Origin of the sequence: Paraconexibacter sp. (genome assembly GCF_041602235.1) — a bacterium.
Lineage (GTDB): Bacteria > Actinomycetota > Thermoleophilia > Solirubrobacterales > Solirubrobacteraceae > Paraconexibacter.
Window position 1 is genome coordinate 1 of sequence record NZ_JBFIGP010000351.1, and the last position, 3,541, is coordinate 3,541.

The 3,541-nt window shown below is 73.2% G+C and carries 4 protein-coding genes and 1 pseudogene; 3 read left to right on the forward strand and 2 right to left on the reverse strand.

Annotation, left to right across the window (positions count from 1 at the left end):
- A pseudogene (locus ABYE80_RS18650) lies at positions 1 to 275 on the reverse strand (hypothetical protein); the annotation flags it as partial.
- Positions 276 to 320: 45 nt separating this feature from the next.
- Positions 321 to 965 carry a TetR/AcrR family transcriptional regulator gene (locus ABYE80_RS18655; RefSeq protein WP_372791820.1) on the reverse strand — a complete coding sequence of 215 codons (645 nt, stop codon included), beginning with the start codon at positions 963 to 965 and terminating at the stop codon, positions 321 to 323.
- 151 nt (positions 966 to 1,116) lie between these two features.
- On the opposite strand from ABYE80_RS18655, the gene ABYE80_RS18660 reads away from it, so the two are divergent.
- From ABYE80_RS18660 to dcd, 3 genes are all read left to right on the forward strand, one after another.
- Positions 1,117 to 2,391: a S8 family peptidase gene (locus tag ABYE80_RS18660; RefSeq protein ID WP_372791822.1), complete on the forward strand. Its 1,275-nt coding sequence runs from the start codon at positions 1,117 to 1,119 to the stop codon at positions 2,389 to 2,391.
- Positions 2,392 to 2,483: 92 nt separating this feature from the next.
- Complete coding sequence (locus ABYE80_RS18665) at positions 2,484 to 2,747, forward strand: hypothetical protein (RefSeq protein ID WP_372791823.1); 264 nt, start codon at positions 2,484 to 2,486, stop codon at positions 2,745 to 2,747.
- Positions 2,748 to 2,807: 60 nt separating this feature from the next.
- Positions 2,808 to 3,395 carry a dCTP deaminase gene (gene dcd / locus ABYE80_RS18670; RefSeq protein ID WP_372791824.1) on the forward strand — a complete coding sequence of 196 codons (588 nt, stop codon included), beginning with the start codon at positions 2,808 to 2,810 and terminating at the stop codon, positions 3,393 to 3,395.
- Positions 3,396 to 3,541: the final 146 nt, after the last annotated feature.

Below are 3,541 nucleotides of genomic sequence, written 5' to 3' on the forward strand. Positions count from 1 at the left end.
AGCGCGGAGATCGTGACCTCGACGGGCCCCTCGACCCGGATGAGCGCGTCGAGCCCGGGGGTGCTCGGCGCGATGCGCGATCCCGCGCCCTCGCCCTGGAGCCGGAGGTCCTTGGTGATCACGACCGTCTGGTCGTAGGTGTCCGCCGGAACGAGGACGGTCCCCCCGACCGGCGCGGCATCGATATCGGCCTGCAGGTCGCGTGCCGCAGCCGCGCTCGACGGAATGGCGAGCGCGACCACGGTGAGCAGGACCGGCAGGCCGACGCGGATCATCGGCGGGATGATCCCGCACCTGCCGAGGTGGTGATGCTGCGGCGGCTACTGGCCGCGCATGAACGCCATGACGGTCCGTGCGGCCTTCTTGCCCGACAGCCCGCCCGCGACCTCGGGCAGCATCCCGAACACGAGGCCGCCGAACGCGGCGACCATCAGCGGTGCGGTGATGTCCTTCCGCAGCTGCCCGGCCTTCTGGGCGCGCCGGATCACGACGCCCATCGGCGCCCGCACCTCGTCGCGCTGGCGGTCGATGCCGGGGCCGAGGGTCGTGGTGAAGCGGTAGATGCGGTACCGGTCGCCGACCTCGAAGAGGGCGAGCGCCATCTTCTCCAGGGCGACCATCGGGTCGAGGCTCTTGTCCTCGGCGAGACGGTCGAGCTCGACCTGGGTCTCGCTGAAGGCCTGGACGCGGACCGCGTGGATCAGGTCGTCGCGGCTGGCGAAGTGACGGTGGACGGTGGCGCGATGCAGTCCGCATGCGGCAGCGACGTCCTGGACGGATGCGGCGGGATCCGCTGCGAGCACCCGGCTTGCAGCGTCGACGATTGCTTCCGCGTTTCGGACCGCGTCGGCGCGGCGGCCTCTCGACACGGTTGCGGTGGGAGTCATGTGCGCGTGACCTCTTGATCGTTGGGAATCTGGGTAAAGAACTGCGACGTCGTTCGGACGTGCAACAACGGTACCCATGTAACGGCCGTACCACCATACCCAGTCGTGGGGACATCCGACCGATCAAACGGCCACGCGCGTGGCGTCGCGCTTTGGACATTCGGGCGGCGGCCCGATCCGTTCAACAGCCCGCCAAGGACGGTGCGGCGGACCCGTCAAGGAGACCCTGTTGCTGCCACGTGGAGGCGTCGGCGCGCTGCTGCGCGCAGTGCCGCGACTCATGCTGCTCACGCTCGTCACGCTGCTGCTGCACGCGGCAGCCGCGGCGGCGGCGACGCCCGGCGACCCCCGGGTCGCCGACGCCTGGGCCCTGCAGGGCGACCGGCCGATGGGCGTCGCCAGCGCCTGGGATCGCGTGACCGGCGGCGACACCGTCGTGGCCGTCCTCGACACCGGCGTGGACCTCGGGCACCCCGACCTGCGGGACAACCTCTGGACGAACCGCGACGAGGTTCCCGGCAACGGCCGCGACGACGACGGCAACGGCTTCGTCGACGACGTGCACGGGGCCGACGTCATCTCCGAGGACGGGGACCCGCGTGACGACAACGGTCACGGGACCCACGTGGCCGGCATCATCGGCGCCCGAGGCGGGAACGGCATCGGCACCGCCGGCGTGTCCTGGCGCGTACGCATCATGGCGGTGAAGGTGCTCGACTCCCGCGCAGGCGGCGATACCGCGGGCGTCGCCCGGGGGATCGACTACGCGATCGCCGAGGGCGCGAAGGTGATCAACCTCAGCCTTGCCGGTCCGAGCCGGTCCTCCCTGCTCGACGACGCCATCGACCGGGCCCGCGGCGCAGGGATCCTGGTCGTGGTCGCCGCGGGCAACCAGGGCAGCGACCTCGCGCTCGCGCCCGCATGGCCGGCGGCCAGCCCGGCCGAGAACGTCCTCGCGGTCGCGGCCGGGGACGAGGGCGGCGCGCTCTCCCCCGTCTCGAACTTCGGCGCCGGGGTCGATCTCGTCGCTCCCGGCGACTCCATCCTCTCGACCGCCATGGGCGGCGGGTACGAGTGGCGCACCGGGACCTCGATGGCGGCCCCGATGGTCACGGGTGCCGCCGCGCTCCTGGCCTCCGCCGCCCCCGCCGCAGGCTGGCGCTCGCTGGCGAGCGCGCTGGCCTCCGGGGCGCGGCGCCGGTCGCTGCCGATCGGCGGTGGGGCGCTCGACGTCGCATCGTCGCTGCGGCAGCTCGTTCCGACCCCCGCCACCCCGGAGGCGGCCACCACCCGGACGCCGACGTCCACCCCACAGCCGTCGGGTGCGGACGCGCGCCGGGCGCTCATCGCCGCGCAGCGCAGAGCGGCGCGGACCGCCGACCAACGCGCCCGCCGCGCAGCACGGCGTGAGCGGACACGCGCGCGGGCGCGGGCACGCCTGCGGTCCAGCAAGTCCAGGTCGAAGGCGCGCTCGGCGCGGTCGCAGCGGGTCCGCGCCGCCTGAGACCGAGGCGTGCCGTCCGCGGCCGCCGCCGGCGCCGACCGGTCGCGCGCCGGGTTTCTCCACGGCCTGGACCCCGTGGGTACCATCGGCGTGTGGGTTGGACGTTCGTGTACCTCATGGTCGTGCTCAAGCTCCCGATCGCCGCGCTGCTCTACATCGTGTGGCGCGCGATCAACGACGTCGAGCCGATCGACGAGCCGACGGACGGCGAGGACGGCGGCAGCAAGACGCCGCCCGAGCCCTCGGGCCCGCGGGTCCCCCGCCGCCGCGGGCCCCACGGCGAGCCGCCGCTCTCGGCGCCGCCGCGCCGCCGCACCCCCGCGGTCGCCCGGCGGCCCACGCCTCACCGCGACTGACCGCCGCCCGCCGGAGGGCCGGCCACCGCGTGTCCTGACGGGCTGCCACACTTCCGCCCCATGACCACGTCCGTGCTCTCCGACGGCACGATCCGGCGACTCGTCGAGGAGCGCCGCATCCGCATCGACCCCTGGGACCCGGGCATGGTCCAGCCCGCGAGCGTGGATCTCAAGCTCGGCGCGTCGTTCCGCGTCTTCCACAACTTCCGCGTGGCCGCCATCGACCTCGCCGATCCCCCGACCAACCTCACCGAGCACGTGGTCGTCGAGAACGGGGACCCGTTCGTGATCCACCCGGGCGAGTTCGTGCTCGGCCGCACCGAGGAGTGGGTCGAGCTGCCCGACGACATCGTCGCCCGGATCGAGGGCAAGAGCTCGCTCGGGCGACTGGGTCTGATCGTGCACGCCACCGCCGGGTTCGTCGACCCTGGCTGGAAGGGCACGCTCACGCTCGAGATCACCAACCTCACGCGCGTGCCCATCGTGCTGCACCCCGGCAAGCCCATCGCCCAGCTGTCGTTCATGACCCTCGACAAGCCGGCGGAGCGCCCGTACGGACACCCGGATCTCGGCAGCCACTACCACGGTCAGGTCGAGGCGACGGAGTCACGGTACGAAGGCGGGCCCGCCCCCCGCACGGTCGGGTAGGCTCGCCGCCATGCTCGCCACGCTGCTCACGCTCGCCTCCGGAGAGGCCGAAACGTCCAAGACCGCCTTCTACGTCGTCGGGAGCGTGCTCGCCGGCTTCGCCGTGCTGCTGTCGATGCTCGGGATGGCGAAGCCCGACTTCCCGA